Raw genomic sequence first — 15,287 nt, 5'->3', positions numbered from 1 at the left:
GCCTTGATTCGACGCATGACTGCGCGGCGGCTTATACCACGGTGTTCTTCGCCAACGGCGGGTGCGCCGCCAGGTATTTCTTGATGCCGCGCAGAATGGCCGAGGCCATCTCATCGCGATAGCCATCGGTCTTCAGCTTGGCTTCCTCATCCGGATTGCTGATGAAGGCGGTCTCCACCAGCACCGACGGGATATCCGGTGACTTCAACACGGCGAAGCCGGCTTGTTCGACATTGCGGCTATGGAGTTTGTTGATCCCGCCAATCTCATTGAGCACGTAATCGCCGTATTTCAGACTGTCGCGGATTTGCGCCGTCGTCGACATGTCGAGCAAGGCACGCGTCAGCGCGACGTCCTTGGTACCTGCCGGTACGCCGCCAATCTCGTCGGACGCGTTTTCCCGATTGGCCATCCACCGCGCCGCGGCACTGCTGGCCCCATGTTCCGATAAGGCGAACACCGAGGAGCCGTTTGCGGCCGGTGTCGTAAAGGCATCGGCATGGATCGAGACGAAAAGATCCGCGCCGACGCGTCGGGCTTTTTGCGTGCGCACGTAAAGCGGTACGAAGAAATCGGCGTCGCGCGTCATCATCGAGCGCATGTTGGGCTCGTTATCGATCTTTTGCCGCAGTTTGTGCGCGATGTCGAGTACCACCGTTTTCTCATGCATGCCGGTCTGGCCGGTCGCGCCCGGGTCCTCGCCGCCATGACCCGGATCGATGGCAATCGTCAGCAGTCGTAGCGTCCTGGGTCCCGCCTTGGCCGGCCCCTTGAAACCGTAATTGTCGCGTTGCGCCAGTTCGGTCGGCGGTGCCGACTTCGGCAACGCGGCCTTGCCGCCACGCGATGTGATCGTGGGATCTGCCCCATCCGGCGAAAGCGGTTTCGCGTTGGCGAACGTCGAGGCCGATGGCGCAGTGGGTGGCGCGTCCGGCCGGGCCTGGTCCGCGTACTGGCGGAAGAACGCCTCGGTGTCGTCGTTCTGCGGCGATGACGGTCCTGATAGCGGGGCGCGGGGCGGATTGTTCCGCTGCGCCAATGCCTGCTCTTTCCCCTGCGTTTGTTTCAATAACGCCATCAACGGGTCGGGTGGCACGGCGGGATACAAATCCAGCACGAGCCGGTTCCGATAATTTCCCACCGGTGCCAACGTGAACGATTGCGGTTTCACCGCCCCTTTCAAATCGAATACCAGGCGCACGACGCGCGGTTGGTATTGGCCGACGCGGACATTCTGAATCTGCGGATCATTGGGCTGGATCTTCGCGACGAGGTCGCGCAGCGGTCGATCCAGATCGAGCCCCTGGAGGTCGACGACGAGCCGATCCGGGCTGGCGAGAATCTGCTGTTGAAACTCGAGCTTCTGGTCCGATTCGATCGTGACACGGGTGTAGTCCTGCGCAGGCCAGACGCGGACGGCCAGCACGGACGACGCATGCGCGAGACGCGGCACGGCAAGTCCGAGCATGGCGGTGGAAGCGCCTGCTTGCAGGACCTTGCGGCGACTCCAGCCACTGGCAGCGCCGGCGGCGGACTCGATCGATCGGAAAGGCTTGATCAGCATTTGGAGAAGAATCTGAAGAAAAACGCGCTAGTATCTGTTTTGTAAGAAAACTTTATTGCGCTTGTTGCGGTTATCTTGCCAGAATCCAGCGAGAATGTGCGGATTGCGTGTTGCCCGTTCAGCCTGTCTGTGTAACGAAAAGTGACGTTTGGGCCGCGACTGATGCGATGTGAAGTTGGACGGGGGGTTGAGATGCGGGCAATCTGGCGTGGAAACATGGCGGGCGGGATCAACCCTTCGCGACGATAGACAGGCAGGCCGCTCCGAGCGGGCTCGTGGCCTGTGCATCAAGCGTCCGCGGTGAACCGTGATCCAACGGCGAGGCGTTGATCTCGCTTCTGTCATCGCTTATCGGGTCCGCATCGCAAGCGGCGGTATCCGGCGCAGCGGCCGGGTCGGTCTCGACGCGCAATGTCAGGATCAGGTCCGGAGTTGGCAGGACGCCCGCCGCCTGAGACGGCCATTCGATCAGGTTCAACGCACGGGCAGCCAGGTAATCATCGAAACCGGCTTCACGCCATTCGTCGGGATCGGCAAAACGGTAGAGGTCGAAGTGGTGGATATGCAACGTGTGCGGAACGGGTGTCGCGCGTGGCACGGCATACGGTTCGACCAGCGTATAAGTGGGGCTGCGCACCCGGCCGGTGTGGCCCAGCGCCCTTAGCACGCCGCGGACGAAGGCGGTCTTGCCCGCGCCGAGGTCTCCTACGAGATGCACCTGTAAGCCTGTCTCGGGCTGCAGCCCGCTGAACGCTGCCGATGCGTCGCCCGCGCTGCCCGGTGCATCATCGGTGATCGACATGCTCGGGGTGGGGCTGTCGTGCGGGGCATCGGTATCCGCCAGACCTGAGGCGGTAGTCGGAAGAGGGGACAAGGCGGTGGCGAAGACGGATGCGAAACGCGCGGCCAGCGCCGCCGTGGCGGCTTCATCGGACAAGACGAACCGGTGCGTGGATGACATGCCGGTGCGATCCGCTGGACCGGCGCTGGTCGCGGCACTATTCACCGGGTCGTCGGCCGCATTGGCGGGAAGGTGGGGTTTCGGATCTGGCACGGTGGGACGAGCGGGCATTGCGTAAAATGGCGACGATGAGTGCGATGGTAACCCCGCCCGGTCCGGGCGCAGAGAACGTGGACGCGATGCCAGGCGCGGCGAGCCCCGGCACGTCCGTCGCCGCCAACGGTCCGCCCGATGCTGCGGCCCTGGCGCGCCTTGCCGCGCAGGTCAAGACGTGGGCCCATGAATTGGGTTTCGACGCGGTTGGCATCAGCGATATCGATCTGCGTGATGCGGAGCCGGGTCTGTTGGCGTGGCTGGCGGCGGGGTTCCATGGGCAGATGCATTATATGGAAAAACATGGTCTGAAGCGTGCCCGTCCTGCCGAGTTGGTGCCGGGTACGCAACGGATCATCAGCGTACGACTGCCGTATCTGCCGGCAGGCCTCGGTGACGACTGGCGTGTGGAGGAGGTACGTCGACTCGACGATCCGGACGCGGCGGTGGTGTCGGTCTATGCGCGGGGCCGCGATTATCACAAGGTGATGCGGCAACGGCTGCAGCGGCTCGCTGACCGTATCGGCGAGGCCATCGGCCCGTTCGGCCATCGCGTCTTCACGGATTCCGCGCCGGTCATGGAAGTTGAACTGGCGCGTCGCGCCGGGGTTGGCTGGCGTGGCAAGCACACGTTGTTGCTGGCCCGGGATGCCGGCTCGTTCTTTTTCCTGGGCGAGCTGTATCTCGACATTCCGCTGCCGGTGGACCGCGCGACACCTGACGCCGACGACGCATCTTCCATTGATGGCGCGCATTGTGGCGCATGCCGTCGCTGTCTGGATGCCTGCCCGACCGGTGCTATCGTCGCGCCGTTTCGGCTGGATGCGCGCCGTTGCATTTCGTATCTGACCATCGAATTCGAGGGCAGCATTCCGGAAGCGATGCGCCCGGCGATGGGCAACCGCATTTACGGATGCGACGATTGCCAGACCGTCTGTCCATGGAATAAATTCGCCAAACGCGCCGATACGCCGGATTTCGATAGCCGTAACGGTTTGGACAGCAGTCGCCTGATCGATTTGTTTGCCTGGACCGAAACGGATTTCGACACGCGGCTGAGCGGCAGTGCGATTCGGCGTATCGGCCATGCGCGCTGGTTGCGCAATATCGCGGTGGCGCTGGGCAATGCGGTGCGCGTGACGCCCCCAGGAGGGGCGCGGCAGCGTTTGTGCGATGCGTTGGCGCGGCATGCCGACCATCCGGATGCGGTGGTGCGGGAGCACGTCGCGTGGGCCGCCGCGCAAGCGGACCTGCCGGCATCCATGGCAACGGCGGACGCGATCACGCGCACGACGGCGGCCCCGGCCGCGCAAGGAAAATGAGCATGGTGAGGACAGTCGAGACGGACGCCGCTAAATCAGTGTTGAAGAGAACGCCTAAGACAGCAACGAAGACAGCATCTGCAAAGCCGTCCGGCGATGACGTGGCGCCTCCGAGTTTGCCTGCGGCGCCGCGCAGTCTCGCGTTGATCGACGCGTTTTGCGATGCCTTGTGGCTGGAGCATGGGCTCGCAAAAAACACGCTCGAAGCGTATCGGCGCGATTTGCGTCTCTTCGCCGAATGGCTGGCCGCACATGGCGCGCCGCCGCTGGATGTCGCTGATGAGCCGGCGTTGACCGCCTATGTGGCCGCACGCGGCGATGGACGCGCGACATCCGCGAACCGACGGCTCGCGGCGTTCCGGCGATTCTATGCATGGGCGTTGCGAGAGCGGCATGTACAGCGCGATCCGACGCTGCGCCTCCGTGCCGCCAAGCGTCCGGCGCGTTTTCCCTCGACGCTGTCCGAGAAGCAGGTGGAAAGCTTGTTGGCGGCACCGGATGTCGACACCGATCTCGGGCTGCGCGATCGCACGATGCTGGAGCTGATGTACGCGAGTGGGTTGCGTGTCTCGGAACTGGTGAATTTGAAAACGGTCGAGATGGGACTGAACGAGGGTGTACTCCGCGTCTTCGGCAAGGGGTCGAAGGAACGTTTGGTGCCTTTTGGCGATGAGGCGCAGGAATGGCTGCAACGCTATCTGCGCTCCGCGCGTCCCGGTTTGTTGGGCGCCCGCAGCGCCAACGCATTGTTCGTTACCGCGCGTGGGGAGGGCATGACGCGGCAGGCTTTCTGGTATCTGATCAAGCGCTACGCGTTGCGCGCCGATATCCGCGGGCCGTTATCGCCTCACACCCTGCGCCATGCGTTCGCCACGCATCTGCTCGATCACGGCGCGGATCTGCGGGCGGTGCAGATGCTGCTCGGCCATGCCGATATTTCGACCACGCAAATCTATACGCACGTGGCGCGTGAACGCTTGCGGACGCTGCACGCGCGCCACCATCCACGGGGATAGCAGTGAAGAAGAAAGACCACGTATCGGAGACGCCCGCGACGCAGTTCCTGCGCAAGCACGCGGTGCCGTTCGAGGGGCATGCCTATGATTACGTCGAGCACGGCGGGACCGCCGAATCCGCGCGACAGCTCGGCGCCGATGAACACAGCGTGGTGAAAACGTTGATCATGGAGGATGAACGGGCGCAGCCGCTGGTGGTGCTGATGCACGGCGACTGCAAGGTGTCGACGAAAAATCTGGCGCGTCAGGCGGGGGCGAAGCGAATTGAACCGTGCAAGCCCGATGTGGCGTCACGGCATTCCGGCTATTTGGTAGGGGGCACCTCGCCGTTCGGCCTGCGCAAGGCCATGCCGATCTACGTGGAATCGAGCATCCTATTGCTGCCACGCATTTTCATCAATGGCGGCCGTCGCGGGTATCTGGTAAGCCTGGCGCCGTCGGTTCTTACCACGGTACTTGCTGCCGCGCCGGTCGAGTGCGCGCTGTACGACACGGACTGACCGATCGGGGGCGCCATCGCGGCCTGCATTGCGAAGGTCAATAGCGCGACGCCGAGACGTGGCTCGACGGTCCCTGCGCTGATCGGGCAAACCCTTGCGGGCCGATTGCTTGCTGCCGCCGACGCGGTACAATCGCGGCGGTCCGTGGTTGTCCGTCAGGCATGACCCGGTCCGTTTTCCAGATGCTCCAGCGAGATCCGTCTTGATCAGCCAACTCATTGCCGTCGTGCTCAGCTATCTGCTGGGCTCCGTTTCATTTGCCGTCGTCGTCAGTGCGGCGATGGGATTATCGGACCCTCGCTCCTATGGGTCGGGTAACCCCGGCGCCACCAATGTGCTGCGCAGCGGCAATCGGAAGGCGGCAATTCTGACGCTGGTCGGGGATGCGTTGAAGGGCTGGCTGGCGGTCTGGCTCGTGAGCCTATGGGTGCACACGCATGGTTGGACTGCGCCGGATGCCCAGTGCGCGATTGCCGCTTCCGGCATCGCGGTCTTTGTCGGGCATCTCTGGCCGATATTTTTCCGCTTCCAGGGCGGCAAGGGCGTTGCCACCGCCGCCGGCGTCCTGTTCGCGATTCACCCGTTGTTGGGACTGGCGACGTTGGCAACGTGGCTGGTGATGGCCGCCGTGTTTCGCTATTCGTCGCTGGCAGCGTTGGCGGCAGCGCTGGCGGCGCCGTTTTATCACGCCTGGCTCTCGGGCGGTGCAAACCGCATCACGTGGGCCGTCGCGGTGATGAGCCTGCTGCTGATCTGGCGCCATAAAGCCAATATCACCAAGCTGCTCTCCGGCACGGAAAGCAAGCTGGGCGGCAAGAAGAAAACGTAATCAGTCGCGGAAGTTGTTGAAGTCGAGGGGGGTGTCCGTGATTTCCTTCTTCAACAGGGCGATGGTCGATTGCAGGTCGTCGCGCTTGCCGCCGGACACACGAACCGCATCGCCTTGAATGCTGGCCTGGACCTTGATCTTGCTGTCCTTGATCGTTTTCACGATCTTCTTCGCCAAGTCGCCGCTGACGCCTTTCTTGATCGTGATGACTTGCTTGACCTTGTCGCCGCCCACCTTCTCGATCTTGCCGTAGTCGAGGAAGCGGACATCCACATTCCGCTTGGCCATCTTCGACACCATGACATCCTTGACCTGACCGAGCTTGAAATCGTCATCGGCATGGACTGTCAGTTCCGTGTCCTTATGTTCCAGGCGTGAATCCGATCCCTTGAAGTCGAAGCGCGTCGAGATCTCCTTGTTCGCTTGTTCAACTGCGTTCTTCACTTCGATCATGTTGGCTTCGCAAACGACGTCGAATGTTGGCATGGTGCTTTACTCCTGATAGCGCTGATAGGGCTACCCGCGTTTCGAGATCGCGGGCCGTTATAATCTCTGACCGCGTCATTTTACCGTTGTCGGCCCGCCGGGCGATATGGCCCCCCCGATCGCGCCGCTCCACTGATCCCGTTTCCCGCCGATACGCCAATGTCCGTCGATGCTTCGCTCACCCCTTCCGCAGCCACTTCCGGCCACGCCACCGGGACCGTGGCGTCCAGCCATCCGGTGACGGGGGGGGATGCCACCGGCCAGGCCACGGCCGAGCGCCATGCACCGGTGCGGGACTGGTTGATACCGGACGTTGCCTTACGGCAATGGAATACGTTCGGATTCGATGTGCGCGCCCGTTTCGGCGCGACCGTCGACAGCGCGGACGCACTATGGGCGGTGTTGCGTGATCCACGGGTGGCCGGCCTGCCGGTCCACGTTCTGGGGGGGGGCAGCAACATCGTGCTGACTGGCGACCTCGATGCGCTGGTCATCCGCATCGCCCTGCGCGGGCGGTCGATTGTATCCGCTTCGACTGCCACCGGGGTCGGGCATGTCGCGAGTGCGGCGTCGGCGCGCCCGCATGACGATCGGTCCGAAATCCATCCTGCGGCTGCCGACGTGGTCCGCGTCCGGGCCGGTGCCGGCGAGCCGTGGCACGCGTTTGTCGACTGGACGCTGGCGCAGCGGTGCCCCGGCCTGGAAAACCTGGCATTGATCCCCGGCACTGTGGGGGCCGCGCCGGTTCAGAACATCGGCGCGTATGGGGTCGAAATCGCCGACTTCTTCGACGTGCTGACCGCGATGGATCGCCATACCGGTGAAATCCGGGAATTCAACCGTGACGACTGCCGTTTCGACTATCGAGACAGCATCTTCAAGCAGACCGACGGTCAGCGCTGGATCATTCTCTCCGTGACGTTTGCCCTGCCTCGCCGGTGGACGCCCCGCCGTGCCTACGCGGATCTCGACCAGGTGCTGCAGGCGCGTCACTGCGCGATGCCAACGCCGCGGGACATCTTCGATGCCGTCGTCGCCGTGCGCCAAGCCAAATTACCCGATCCGGCCGTGATTGGCAATGCCGGCAGTTTCTTCAAGAATCCGGTGATCGACGCCGTGCGGCATGCCGCGTTGAAGGGCCGGGAACCGGACCTTGTGTCGTACGCCCAGGCGGACGGTGGGTACAAGCTGGCGGCGGGCTGGATGATCGATCGATGCGGGTGGAAGGGGCGAGGCCTTGATGCAGACAGTCCTGCCCGTGTTCATGACCGGCAGGCGCTGGTGTTGACCAACGCTGGCGGTGCGACCGGTAGCCAGATCATGGCGCTGGCCGAACGGATCGCCAACGATGTGGAGCGGCGTTTTGGCGTGCGCCTGGAGGCCGAGCCGCGGGTGCTCTAGGCACGCACGGATAAAAAAGTGGCCCGCCGACGCTACCGTCAGGCGGGCCTCTGCTTGTTCCGTGCCGGAATGCGTACGTGGTCAGAGCGCATGGGAATGCATCCCACGCCCCGACCGTCGATTGTCTTACCCGCGTTGACGACGGGCGTTTTCGGCGATCCGCATGCGCAACGCATTCAGCTTGATGAAGCCGCCGGCGTCAGCTTGGTTGTATGCGCCGCCATCGTCATCGAACGTGGCGATCGTCTTATCGAACAAAGTGTCCTTCGAATCACGCGCAACCACGGAGACGCTGCCCTTGTATAGCTTCAGGCGGACCCATCCGTTGACGTTCTTCTGCGTGTGGTCGATCAGCACCTGCAGCGCCACGCGCTCCGGGCTCCACCAGTAGCCGTTATAAATCAGCGATGCATAGCGGGCGAGCAGGTCGTCCTTCAGATGCGCCACTTCACGATCCAACGTGATCGACTCGATGCCGCGATGCGCCTTCAGCAGGATCGTACCGCCCGGCGTTTCATAGCAGCCGCGCGACTTCATGCCCACATAGCGGTTTTCAACCAGGTCCAGGCGGCCGATGCCGTGCTTGCCGCCCAGGCTGTTCAATTCCGTCAGGATCGCGGCCGGCGACAGGGCCTTGCCGTTGATCGCGACCGGGTCGCCGCCGACATATTCGATGTCGATGTATTCCGGTGCATCCGGCGCCTGTTCCGGTGAGACCGTCCAACGCCACATATCGGCTTCGGCTTCGTTTTTCGGGTCTTCCAGGTGACGGCCTTCGAACGAGATGTGCAGCAGGTTCGCGTCCATCGAATACGGCGCGCCGCCTTGCTTGTGCTTCATGTCGATCGGGATGCCGGCGTTTTCCGCGTAGGCGAGCAGTTTTTCACGCGACAGCAGGTCCCATTCCCGCCACGGCGCGATAACCTTGATACCCGGCTCCAGGCCGTAGTAGCCCAGTTCGAAGCGAACCTGGTCATTGCCCTTGCCGGTTGCGCCATGCGACACGGCTTCGGCGCCGGTGGCGCGAGCGATCTCGATCTGGCGCTTGGCGATCAACGGTCGAGCGATCGACGTGCCGAGCAGGTATTCGCCTTCGTAGATCGCGTTCGCGCGGAACATCGGGAACACGAAGTCGCGGACAAATTCCTCGCGCAGGTCATCGATGAAGATGTTTTCAGGTTTGATGCCGAGCTGCAGCGCTTTTGCGCGCGCGGGCTCCAGCTCTTCGCCTTGGCCGATGTCGGCGGTGAACGTGACCACTTCGGCATCGTAGTTGTCCTGCAACCACTTCAGGATGACGGAGGTGTCGAGGCCGCCGGAATAGGCGAGCACGACTTTCTTGATATCGCTCATGATGAACTCTTGACTGGCGCGGAACAGGAAAACCCGTATTCTGCCATTTTCCGCGCCTCTAGCCGGGGATTTTGCACGCATGACCCCGATGGCAGTACGGCGTCATGCGCGCGAAACGCCTCTGCCGGCGCGGCATTGATCAAAGGCGGGCCGAGCGGCTCGCCACTTGTATTAATGATTCAATTCGCCGAGCAGCAGGAATTCCATCAATGCCTTCTGCACGTGCAGGCGGTTTTCCGCCTCATCCCAGACCACGCTTTGCGGACCGTCGATGACCTCGGCGGTAACTTCTTCCCCGCGGTGCGCCGGCAGACAATGCATGAACAGCGCGTCCGGTGCGGCGACGGCCATCATTTCCGCGTCTACGCACCAATCGGCGAAGGCGGCCTTTCGGACATCGTTTTCCGCCTCGAAGCCCATGCTGGTCCAGACATCGGTGGTCACCAGATGCGCGCCACGGCACGCTTCCAGCGGATCGTCGATCAGCCGATAGCCGCCGACGGCGCCCGGCGCCGCCACGTCGCCGGCCAGCGCGGGGTCGAGGCGATAGCCAGGGGGCGTGGAGATATGGAGCGTAAAGCCGAGAATGCGCGCCGCATCGATCCAGGTATAGGCCATGTTATTGGCATCGCCAACCCAGGCCACCGTTTTGCCGCGAATCGTTCCACCGGTCTTCTCGTGGTAAGTGAAAATATCTGCCAGCACCTGGCACGGATGGTATTCCGTGGTCAGGCCGTTGATGACCGGTACGCGAGAGTGCGCGGCAAAGCGGTCGAGAATGTCCTGGCCGAACGTGCGGATCATGATGACGTCCACCATGCGCGAGATGACCTGCGCCGCGTCCTCGATCGGTTCGCCCCGGCCCAACTGCGTGTCGCGTGTGTTCAAGAACACCGCGTGGCCGCCGAGCTGGTGGATACCGGCCTCGAATGACAGGCGGGTACGTGTCGAATTCTTTTCGAAGATCATCGCCAGCGTGCGGTCGTGCAGCGGATGATAGGTTTCGTATCGCTTGAACTTCTGCTTCAACAGACGCGTTCGTTCGAGCAGATAGTCATACTCATCGTTCGTCAAATCCGTAAAGCGAAGATAGTGGCGCGGCGTTTTGTTGGTCATAAGATGGCGATGGCCCCGTGTCGGTTCATTCCGCGGCAGCGACGCGTGCGCGGAGTGCGCGGGTGCGTGCGGGGTGCATATACGAGGTTACCTACAAACAGACGTCTGATGTCAATCTCTGAGATTGTTTCAGATCGTATCGAAAGGATAGAGGATTATGCCTGTTTTGACGAGCATTGCGCAGGTTCACGGCGGCGGCGGTAGGCCGATCACGCTATAATTGGTCTTTGGTTCGACAGAACCCGGTTTGCATCCCTTCGGGCAACCCTTCTGTCCTGACTCTGCGGGTATCGCGTGTGCGGCAGGAACCAACGGCTGGGAAAGGGTGGGCGCCTGCTCACCGCTTTTCCACCAGTGGGAACCGTGTACGTCAGAGGCAGGACCGACGCTTCAACCTCATCGCTATGGCCGATACTCCACCGCGCGAATATTTCGTTCAGGGCATCACCTCGTCCGGTAAAACATTTCGGCCGAGCGACTGGTCCGAGCGGCTCGCTGGCGTGATGTCGGCGTTCGGCCCCGGTGCGAGCGGTCCCAACGCGCGACTGAAGTATTCGCTCTATGTCAGACCAGTGATCCTCGGCGGTATCAAATGCGTGGTCGTGGACGAACGGCTGCGCGCCAAAGAGCCGATGGCTTTCGATTTCGTGATGAATTTCGCCAAGGATAACGATCTGCAGGTTACCGAAGGCTGTCTGATGTTCGAAGATCGCCCACGCTAGCTAACGCACCAATACAAAAAGCCCGCTTGCGGGCTTTTTTTGAGTGAGCGCAGCCAGATAGGGATGCGGTCTACTCATGCATGCATCGATGAAATCACTTGATGCACACACGCTAAAAAGGGCGGGCCGGAGCCTCAGGCGGCTACGCGCTTACTGCGGGCTCGCCAAGGGACAAGTCCGCAGTAAGCGCGTGTTTCGCGACGCCTGATCAGGCAGCCGCTTGCGCTGCCGTAGCGGCCTTCTTCAGACGCGCCGACAGGCGGCTCTTCAGGCGCGCGGCCTTGTTCTTATGGATAACGCGCTTGTCGGCCATGATATCCAGCGTCTTGACCGAAACCTTGAACGCATCCGTCGCCTTCGACACGTCGCCAGACGTCAGCGCCTTCGCGACGTTCTTGATCGAGGTGCGCGCTTGAGCGCGTTGCGCGGAGCGCAGGGCGTTGCGTTGCTTGCTTTGGCGAGCACGCTTGATAGCTTGGGCGGAATTTGCCATGAAAAAGTACCTTGTCCTGTGCTTCGGCTGTTTTTTCAACCGTGCTTCGATTGTTGAAGCCAGACCGGTTGACGGGCAACCGAAAACAACCGGAGAAGCGAAATGGAATGATTCGGAACCGTCGATTGTAGCCTGATTCGATTCCAGGAAGCAAGCGTTGCGGCGCAAAGTGCGTGAGATCAGATGCTTTTCGACGTTGGTCCGTATAATAGGCGCAACATGAACTTACTCAAAGCGCTCCTGACGGTCAGTGGCTTTACGCTCCTTTCCCGTATAACCGGCCTTGCCCGTGAAACGTTGATTGCTCGCGCGTTTGGCGCCAGCGTCTATACCGACGCCTTCAACGTCGCTTTCCGCATCCCGAACTTATTGCGCCGATTGTCTGCTGAAGGTGCATTTTCGCAAGCTTTTGTGCCCATTCTTGCGGAGTTTAAGAACCAGCGAGGGCACGAAGAGACCAAGGCGCTGGTCGATGCCATGGCAACAGTGCTGGCGTGGTTCCTTGCCATTCTGTCGCTGCTCGGGATCGCCGGTGCCAGCTGGGTTGTCTATCTGGTTGCGTCCGGACTGCGGCACGAGGGGCCAGCCTTTCCCGAGGCGGTGTGGATGACACGGGTCATGTTCCCGTATATCGCCTTGATTTCGTTGACGTCCTTGGCGGCGGGCGTCCTGAATACATACAAGAATTTTTCCATGCCGGCGTTCGCGCCGCTGCTGCTGAATATCAGCTTCATCGTCGCCGCCACGTTCGTCGCGCCACACTTGCAGACGCCGATCTATGCGCTACCGTTTGCCGTCATCGTCGGTGGCCTGCTGCAGTTTCTGGTACAGATTCCCGCCTTGCGGCGCATTGACATGGCACCGCGTATCGCGCTCAATCCATTGAAAGCCCTCGGTCACCGTGGTGTCAAGCGGGTGCTTGCCAAGATGGTGCCGGCTACGTTCGGTGTCTCCGTGGCGCAGTTGAGCTTGATCATCAATACCAATATCGCATCGCATTTGCCCGCTGGCAGCGTGTCCTGGTTGTCTTACGCGGATCGCTTGATGGAGTTTCCGAATGCCTTGCTCGGCGTGGCGCTGGGTACCATTCTGCTCCCGAGCTTGTCGAAGGCACATTCCGACAATGCCCCAAAAGAATATTCGTCATTGCTCGATTGGGGTTTGCGCCTCACCTTCCTTTTCGCGGCGCCTAGCGCGGTTGCACTGTTTGTCTTTGCCGTGCCGTTGACGGCAACGCTGTTCGGCTATGGCAAGTTCGATGGGCTGGACGTCGCGATGGTGGCGCGCGCGCTTGGCTTGTACGGCATTGGCCTGCTGGGCTTCACGCTACTGAAAATCCTGACACCGGGCTTTTACGCGCGGCAGGATATCAAGACGCCGGTGCGCGTGGCTGTCGGCGTCATGATCTTTACACAGTTGTGCAATTATTTTTTCGTGCCATATTTCGCGCACGCCGGACTGGCGTTATCGATCGGCGTCGGCGCGACCGTCAATGCAGCCGTCCTGTTTGTCGTATTGCGAAAGCGGGGCGTCTACCGCCCGGAGCCGGGCTGGCCGCTATTCTTCGCGCAACTGGTCGGAGCGTGCCTTATTCTAGCGGGCGTCATGTTATGGTTCGCTCAGTCATTTGATTGGGTGGGATTGGGGCAGACGCCCTGGTTGCGTATTGCCTTGCTGGCGGCAAGCATAGTCCTCTTCATCGCGTTATATTTTGCGATACTGATGCTGATGGGTTTCAAATACAGCTACTTCCGACGGAGGGTATGACGTGACGAAGTCGACGGTTGTATTGGATTACTTCGGCGCGCTGGTCGCCGACGACGAGGGATTGCCGCTGACGGAAGCGGCATTGTCCCTTGCGCAAGACGCGTATCCGCAGTTGGACGTTCAGGCGGCCCTGGCCGATATCGATGGTCTTGTCGATAAATTGCGCAGACGGTTGCCGAAACAGGCCGGCGCGGCGCAGAAGTTGCATTTGCTGAACCGCTATTTCTTCCGGGAGCTGGGATTTGCCAGCAATCGGAACGATTATTACGATCCCGATAATAGCCATCTCAACGCCGTGCTGCACAAGCGCCATGGCATACCGATATCACTTGCCGTGCTCTACCTGGAGATGGCCCAGCAACTGGGTTTGAAGGTGAGCGGGGTGTCGTTCCCCGGGCATTTCATGCTGCGTGCGACGTTGCCTGCAGGGGAGGTCATCATGGACCCGACAACAGGTGATTCGTTGAGCGAGTCACAACTGATGGAGATGCTCGAACCCTATATGATCAGCGCAGGGCAACCGGTCGCCAGCGCGTTGCGCGCGATTTTGCAGCCGGCAACCGCGCGCGAGGTCGTCGCGCGGATGTTGCGCAACCTCAAGATGATTTATTTGCAGACCGAGCAATGGCCCTTGCTGTTAGCAGTGCAGCAGCGTCTAGCGATCCTCCTGCCGCAGAACATCGAGGAGCGACGCGATCGCGGTCTGGCATTTGCCCGTGTCGACGCGTATCGGCCGGCGATTGCCGATCTGCAGGCCTATCTCGAAGAACGGCCGGCGTCGGAAGACGCGACGATTATCGAAACCCAACTGACCGACTTACGGCAACGCGCCGGCGAGCGCCGCGGGGACGGCGAAGCGCGTCTCTGACCCTGGCGGCATGTCGGTTTTATCAGGCGGAGGTCGACGTCGGCATACCTGGTGATCGCGGTGCGTCGATCCTCCGCGATGCCCCTCAGTCTTTCAACGCATCCAGTGCCCGCTGGCGGATTTCGTCGACCGGACCCAGGCCCGCGATGCGTCGATACACCGGTGCGCCGGCGCTATCGGTCGATTTGGCCCATTGCTGGTAGAAATCGACCAGCGGCCGGGTTTGGGCGTTGTAGACCTCCAGGCGCTTGCGTACGACGTCTTCCTTGTCATCGTCACGCTGGATCAACGGTTCACCGGTGAGGTCGTCCTTGCCGGCTTCCTTCGGCGGCGCGAACGTGACGTGATAGGTTCGACCCGATGCGGCGTGCACACGGCGGCCGCTGATGCGGTTGATGATTTCGTCGAACGGGACATCGATTTCGAGCACGTGATCAATAGCAACGTGACTTTCCCGCATTGCTTCCGCTTGCGGGATCGTCCGCGGAAAACCGTCGAACAGATAGCCGTTCGCACAGTCCGGTTGTTGCAGGCGTTCCTTGACCAGATTGATGATCAGTTCGTCGGTCACCAGTTCGCCGGCGTCCATGAAGCGTTTCGCCTCCAGACCCAACGGCGTGCCGGCCTTCACGGCGGCGCGCAGCATATCGCCTGTGGAGATTTGCGGGATACCGAAATGCTCCTTGATGAATGCAGCTTGGGTGCCCTTGCCCGCGCCGGGCGCGCCTAACAGGATCAAACGCATGACGATTACTCCGTTTATATGGATCGGGTGCCGAGTCGTCGGCCCGTCCGG

At 61.6% G+C, this 15,287-nt stretch carries 14 protein-coding genes and 1 pseudogene; 8 read left to right on the top strand and 7 right to left on the bottom strand.

The window, feature by feature from the left end:
• Window positions 1–31 precede the first annotated feature (31 nt).
• Together SJQ66_RS26935 and tsaE are read right to left on the bottom strand one after the other, a co-directional pair.
• Window positions 32–1,576 carry an N-acetylmuramoyl-L-alanine amidase gene (locus tag SJQ66_RS26935; protein WP_096335510.1) on the bottom strand — a complete coding sequence of 515 codons (1,545 nt, stop codon included), beginning with the start codon at window positions 1,574–1,576 and terminating at the stop codon, window positions 32–34.
• A gap of 217 nt (window positions 1,577–1,793) precedes the next feature.
• Window positions 1,794–2,636 (bottom strand): tRNA (adenosine(37)-N6)-threonylcarbamoyltransferase complex ATPase subunit type 1 TsaE, encoded by an 843-nt coding sequence (gene tsaE, locus SJQ66_RS29820; RefSeq protein ID WP_052738321.1) that lies wholly within the window; start codon window positions 2,634–2,636, stop codon window positions 1,794–1,796.
• 68 nt (window positions 2,637–2,704) lie between these two features.
• Between tsaE and queG the strand changes: the two are divergent.
• The 4 genes and pseudogenes from queG to plsY form a co-directional block, all read left to right on the top strand.
• Window positions 2,705–3,865: pseudogene (gene queG, locus SJQ66_RS26925) on the top strand (tRNA epoxyqueuosine(34) reductase QueG); the annotation flags it as partial.
• Window positions 3,866–3,942: 77 nt separating this feature from the next.
• Window positions 3,943–4,956: a site-specific tyrosine recombinase XerD gene (gene xerD / locus SJQ66_RS26920; RefSeq protein WP_082102712.1), complete on the top strand. Its 1,014-nt coding sequence runs from the start codon at window positions 3,943–3,945 to the stop codon at window positions 4,954–4,956.
• Between the two features lie 2 nt (window positions 4,957–4,958).
• Window positions 4,959–5,456 (top strand): aminoacyl-tRNA deacylase, encoded by a 498-nt coding sequence (locus SJQ66_RS26915; RefSeq protein ID WP_024901747.1) that lies wholly within the window; start codon window positions 4,959–4,961, stop codon window positions 5,454–5,456.
• 205 nt (window positions 5,457–5,661) lie between these two features.
• A complete protein-coding gene (plsY, locus tag SJQ66_RS26910) occupies window positions 5,662–6,285 on the top strand; it encodes a glycerol-3-phosphate 1-O-acyltransferase PlsY (RefSeq protein ID WP_036007175.1) in 624 nt (207 codons plus the stop codon).
• Here the strand turns inward: plsY and SJQ66_RS26905 are convergent, their stop codons facing one another.
• Complete coding sequence (locus SJQ66_RS26905) at window positions 6,286–6,771, bottom strand: YajQ family cyclic di-GMP-binding protein (protein WP_024901745.1); 486 nt, start codon at window positions 6,769–6,771, stop codon at window positions 6,286–6,288.
• A gap of 159 nt (window positions 6,772–6,930) precedes the next feature.
• Between SJQ66_RS26905 and murB the strand changes: the two genes are divergently transcribed.
• Window positions 6,931–8,172: a UDP-N-acetylmuramate dehydrogenase gene (murB, locus tag SJQ66_RS26900; protein WP_320534769.1), complete on the top strand. Its 1,242-nt coding sequence runs from the start codon at window positions 6,931–6,933 to the stop codon at window positions 8,170–8,172.
• Between the two features lie 126 nt (window positions 8,173–8,298).
• Here the strand turns inward: murB and SJQ66_RS26895 are convergent, their stop codons facing one another.
• Together SJQ66_RS26895 and argF are read right to left on the bottom strand one after the other, a co-directional pair.
• Window positions 8,299–9,525 (bottom strand): argininosuccinate synthase, encoded by a 1,227-nt coding sequence (locus SJQ66_RS26895; protein WP_024901743.1) that lies wholly within the window; start codon window positions 9,523–9,525, stop codon window positions 8,299–8,301.
• A 171-nt stretch (window positions 9,526–9,696) separates the two neighbouring features.
• Window positions 9,697–10,641, bottom strand: a complete 945-nt coding sequence (gene argF / locus SJQ66_RS26890; protein ID WP_024901742.1) for an ornithine carbamoyltransferase — start codon at window positions 10,639–10,641, stop codon at window positions 9,697–9,699.
• 404 nt (window positions 10,642–11,045) lie between these two features.
• On the opposite strand from argF, the gene SJQ66_RS26885 reads away from it, so the two are divergent.
• Complete coding sequence (locus tag SJQ66_RS26885) at window positions 11,046–11,363, top strand: DUF3579 domain-containing protein (protein ID WP_024901741.1); 318 nt, start codon at window positions 11,046–11,048, stop codon at window positions 11,361–11,363.
• A gap of 208 nt (window positions 11,364–11,571) precedes the next feature.
• On the opposite strand, the gene rpsT is transcribed toward SJQ66_RS26885, so the two are convergent.
• Window positions 11,572–11,856: a 30S ribosomal protein S20 gene (rpsT, locus tag SJQ66_RS26880; protein ID WP_024901740.1), complete on the bottom strand. Its 285-nt coding sequence runs from the start codon at window positions 11,854–11,856 to the stop codon at window positions 11,572–11,574.
• A gap of 219 nt (window positions 11,857–12,075) precedes the next feature.
• On the opposite strand from rpsT, the gene murJ reads away from it, so the two are divergent.
• Both murJ and SJQ66_RS26870 read left to right on the top strand, forming a co-directional pair.
• Complete coding sequence (murJ, locus tag SJQ66_RS26875; protein WP_024901739.1) at window positions 12,076–13,623, top strand: murein biosynthesis integral membrane protein MurJ; 1,548 nt, start codon at window positions 12,076–12,078, stop codon at window positions 13,621–13,623.
• 1 nt (window position 13,624) lies between these two features.
• A complete protein-coding gene (locus SJQ66_RS26870) occupies window positions 13,625–14,491 on the top strand; it encodes a SirB1 family protein (RefSeq protein ID WP_024901738.1) in 867 nt (288 codons plus the stop codon).
• A gap of 85 nt (window positions 14,492–14,576) precedes the next feature.
• Here the strand turns inward: SJQ66_RS26870 and adk are convergent, their stop codons facing one another.
• Window positions 14,577–15,236, bottom strand: a complete 660-nt coding sequence (gene adk / locus SJQ66_RS26865) for an adenylate kinase (RefSeq protein WP_024901737.1) — start codon at window positions 15,234–15,236, stop codon at window positions 14,577–14,579.
• Between the last annotated feature and the right edge of the window lie 51 nt (window positions 15,237–15,287).

It is taken from the genome of Robbsia andropogonis (assembly GCF_034047095.1).
Taxonomy (GTDB): domain Bacteria; phylum Pseudomonadota; class Gammaproteobacteria; order Burkholderiales; family Burkholderiaceae; genus Robbsia; species Robbsia andropogonis.
The sequence above is the reverse complement of the archived record's forward strand: the minus strand, read 5'-3'. Positions and strand labels throughout refer to the sequence as shown.